We start from the raw sequence: 3,741 nt of genomic DNA on the forward strand, positions 1-3,741 counted from the left end.
AGAGACGATTAAAAAAATCCTTCGGAGTGACATTATGAGAGAATCTGTCATCTATCAAGATATTTTAGAGGAAGGCGAGGAAAAAGGACTAAAAAAAGGCTTGCAAGCGGGTAAAGAGGAAAAAGCTCGACAAATTGCCCTAAAAATGCTATCTGCTGGGGTTCCTATCTCAGAAATCGCCCGATTTACCGATTTATCCCCCGACGTGATCGAGGAATTACAAAGACAGCAGCACAATTAAAGCTTTTAACCGCAAAGGGTGGCGAATTGGCAAAATTTTGGCTCATCCCCCCACCCCAAGCGCGGTTAACGACGTTTAGCGAGGCGACACACCACTAAACCGCTCCCTAGTATGCCTAGTCCGATAATACTAGAAAGTTTGGGAGTGGACACATTACCAATATCACCCGGAATATCAGCAGCAACAAGGCGAAAGTTATCGATTGCAGCATAACCACTGCTGAGAATATCGGTTTTATCCCAAAAAAGCCCCAATTTTCTCCACGGCAGCCTCTAGAATATCGGGATCGTGAACTAAGGCAAAACGCACATAACCCTCACCACCCTTACCAAAACCGGAACCGGGGGAAACAGCGACACCGGTTTGGGCCACCAATTGCCGACAAAAATCAACGGAATTACCCGGCCAACTGGGGGGAATTTTCGCCCAAACGTACATAGTGGCGGCCGGAGTGGCAACTGGCCAACCGATGCGATTTAGGGCATTAATAAACACATCCCGGCGTTTTTGGAAGATAGCGACGGTTTCCTTGACCGAATCTTGATTACCAGTTAAAGCGGCAATTGCACCGTTGAGTATGCCCAAATACTGATTAAAATCAACCATGGCTTTAATCTGTCGCAAAGCCATAATTAACTGCGGGTTGCCAATGGCGAAACCGATGCGAAAACCGCCCATATTATACGACTTGGAAAAGGTAAAAAACTCGATCGAATTAGTTTTAGCTCGATCGGCCTGTAAAATTGACGGGGGGGGCGATGTTCCCGCAAAAAAGATGTCTAGATAGGGAAAATCGTGGATTAAAACTAAATTATGCTGACGGCAAAAATCAACCGCTTTTTGGAAAAATGCCAAAGGTGCGATCGCTGTAGTGGGATTATGGGGATAACTCAAGACCATCAGCTTCGATTGTGCCAGCACTAGGTCAGGAATGTCCTCTAAAACCGGCAGAAAGTCATTTTTTGCCAAAATTGGCATTCCGTAGATTTGACCGCCAGCAAGGGCAACACCGCCCAAATGGGAGGGATAACCCGGATCGAGAAGCAGGGCAAAATCCCCGGGGTTGAGAAGGGCCAAAGGTAGATGGGCCGTGCCTTCCTGAGAACCAATTAGGGGTAAAACCTCCGTTTCTGGATCGATGGGAACACCAAAGCGATCGCTATACCAGTTAGCGGCAGTTATTCGGAAGTCTCTGGTCCCATTATGGAGTAAATAGCCGTGGGTGTGAGGATCGTGGAGAGATCGCTCTATAGCATCGATAACATGGGGAGCAGCCCCAAGATCGGAGGAACCGAGCGAAAGATCGATAATGATATTACCCGCTTCTCTACTGGCAGCTTTTGCCCGATCCATATCGGCAAAAACGTTGGATTGGAGTGCCTGTAAGCGGTGTGCTAGGGTTAAGTTATTCATAACCACAGATACCTAATTAGCTGACATAGGTATCGATAAAAGATTGTAATTGTTGTTTGCCGATCGCCCCTTCATGAGTGGCAATAATTTCGTTATCTTTAAAGATGCGTAAAGCAGGAACACCTTTCACATCACATTTAGCCACCGAGTTGGGGTTAGGGTCCACCTCTAGTTTAACTACTTTTAGCCGTTCGCCGTAGGTGTTGGCCACCCAATCGATCGAGGGGGATACCAAACGACACGGACCGCACCAACTCGCCCAAAAATAGACTAAAACGGGTTTTTCGACCTCAAAAACCTCTTGGTCAAACTTCTGATCGCTAATGACAGTTACGCTACTCACAGTATTTATTTCCTCACCATCGTTACTGATCATCATAGGGGTTCTGGGTAATTTTCGGCAATTATCCACTTCCACAATTCCTTAAACATGAGGATCGAAGACATCGCGTAAACCATCACCGATAAAATTAATACTTAACACTGTGATCACGATAGCCAGAGCCGGAAAAATGACCAAGTGGGGGGCAGTTGTCAAGTAATCTTTAGCTTTAAATAACATTTGTCCCCAAGTCGGCACATCGGGGGGGAAACCCAAACCCAAAAAACTCAGGGTTGACTCGGTAATAATCGCATTACCCACCGCTAAAGTAGCCGCCACGATGATCATTCCCAAAACATTAGGCAATAAATGCACCCAGATTAAACGGAAAGGAGTGGCCCCCAAAGCAATCGCAGCCGAGACAAACTCCATCTCTCGTAATTTTAAAAAATTTCCCCGCACCAATCGGGCCACCGACATCCAATTTAAACCCCCGATTACTAAAACCACGAGGATAAAAATACCCGTTTCCGGTCCGGCGATTTTTTTGATGCTATCGCGAAATAGATAGACAATCAGTAAAAGTAGGGGCAATTGGGGCAAAGATAGGAATAAATCCGTTAATCGCATCAATAAGCCATCGATTGCGCCCCCGTAAAACCCGGAAATAGCCCCGATCGCTGTCCCTAGAATAATCGCAACTATCATAGCAGCAATCCCCACCGCCAGGGAAATTCGACCCCCCACCAAAATCCTCGCCAATTGATCCTGGCCCAGATCATTAGTGCCGAAAAGATGTTTTAAACTAGGGGGAGCAGTGGTTTGACTAAAATCGATGGTATCGATGGGGACCCGATAAAAAATCGGACCGAATAGGACGGCAAGAATAATTATAATTAATGCGATCGCTCCTATTGTTGCCAGGGGATCTCGGTAAAAACGTCGCCAAGTATCGATAATTGCAGAAGACAGGGGAGACATAAGCTGTTAAGTGTTTAAATTACTTTTTGAGACGAGGCACTCTTGCATTAGGGGAGATTCCGCTAATCTAAGAATAAACGGTTTAAATGAGTCTTTTTAGTCTGCTGTATTTTAGGTAAAATCTCAAGATGAGTCCCTTTATTGAAGGAACCGTTGTGTTATAGTATAACTCAAGTTCAGAAAATAGAGAGTAAAACTATGACTGTTAAAGAACTTATTCAAACAGCAATTGATAATTTACCTGAAGAACAACTAGATGAACTTTATCAATTAATTAAAAATTTCACCGCCAGCAAAAACAACTTATTAGAAGAAAAACCATCCTTATTCAAACGTCATTTTCCAGTTGAGAATATGGTGGGTAAAGCTAAAATACTAGGTGATATGGTCAGTCCTATTGTAGATGAAGAAGATTGGGAATGTCTGAAGTAATTGTGCTTGATACTCATATTTGGTTGTGGTTAATAAATGGCAATTTTGACAGATTTCCCGAGCATTGGCTAGAAAAATTTGAGTTAGCAGAATCTCTCGGAGTTTCCCCCATTTCTTGCTATGAAATAGCCCTTGCTAACCAACGGGGGAGATTAGAATTAAGTTATCCCCTTCAAGAGTGGATTCAACAAGCTTTAACAGTAGCTAAAATAGCAGAAGTGTTGAACGTGGAAAAAAGTGGTACAAAATTTGATATTATAGATAAGAAAACAAAGTAAATGTACACCAATAAATGTGAATAAGCCATGCTAACAATTTTCCCAAAACTAATGAAAGAGCTTCTCAAGCCACT

General features: G+C 43.8%; 6 protein-coding genes and 1 pseudogene. 3 read left to right on the forward strand and 4 right to left on the reverse strand.

Translation table 11 applies throughout. The features are described from left to right. Window positions 1–241: pseudogene (locus ACE1AQ_RS20050) on the forward strand (flagellar assembly protein H); the annotation flags it as partial. A gap of 65 nt (window positions 242–306) precedes the next feature. Here ACE1AQ_RS20050 and ACE1AQ_RS20055 read toward each other — a convergent pair. From ACE1AQ_RS20055 to ACE1AQ_RS20070, 4 genes are read right to left on the reverse strand one after another with little or no spacing between them, the layout of a single operon-like run. Further along, window positions 307–495 carry a hypothetical protein gene (locus tag ACE1AQ_RS20055; RefSeq protein ID WP_002801130.1) on the reverse strand — a complete coding sequence of 63 codons (189 nt, stop codon included), beginning with the start codon at window positions 493–495 and terminating at the stop codon, window positions 307–309. Further along, a complete protein-coding gene (locus ACE1AQ_RS20060; protein ID WP_110546102.1) occupies window positions 476–1,654 on the reverse strand; it encodes an LL-diaminopimelate aminotransferase in 1,179 nt (392 codons plus the stop codon). The genes ACE1AQ_RS20055 and ACE1AQ_RS20060 overlap by 20 nt, the downstream gene beginning before the upstream one ends. Before the next feature lie 16 nt (window positions 1,655–1,670). Beyond that, on the reverse strand, window positions 1,671–2,033 hold the full coding sequence (locus ACE1AQ_RS20065; RefSeq protein ID WP_008203477.1) for a co-chaperone YbbN: 363 nt from the start codon (window positions 2,031–2,033) through the stop codon (window positions 1,671–1,673). Between the two features lie 45 nt (window positions 2,034–2,078). Further along, the gene (locus tag ACE1AQ_RS20070; protein ID WP_002801135.1) at window positions 2,079–2,957 is read right to left on the reverse strand and encodes an ABC transporter permease; all 879 of its coding nucleotides are present in this window, start codon (window positions 2,955–2,957) and stop codon (window positions 2,079–2,081) included. A 198-nt stretch (window positions 2,958–3,155) separates the two neighbouring features. On the opposite strand from ACE1AQ_RS20070, the gene ACE1AQ_RS20075 reads away from it, so the two are divergent. Further along, window positions 3,156–3,389 (forward strand): hypothetical protein, encoded by a 234-nt coding sequence (locus ACE1AQ_RS20075; RefSeq protein WP_002739069.1) that lies wholly within the window; start codon window positions 3,156–3,158, stop codon window positions 3,387–3,389. Beyond that, window positions 3,377–3,667: a type II toxin-antitoxin system VapC family toxin gene (locus ACE1AQ_RS20080; protein WP_253257809.1), complete on the forward strand. Its 291-nt coding sequence runs from the start codon at window positions 3,377–3,379 to the stop codon at window positions 3,665–3,667. Before ACE1AQ_RS20075 ends, ACE1AQ_RS20080 begins: the two co-directional genes overlap by 13 nt. Window positions 3,668–3,741: the final 74 nt, after the last annotated feature.

The sequence above is a fragment of the Microcystis sp. BLCC-F209 genome (assembly GCF_041928595.1).
Taxonomy (GTDB): Bacteria; Cyanobacteriota; Cyanobacteriia; order Cyanobacteriales; family Microcystaceae; genus Microcystis.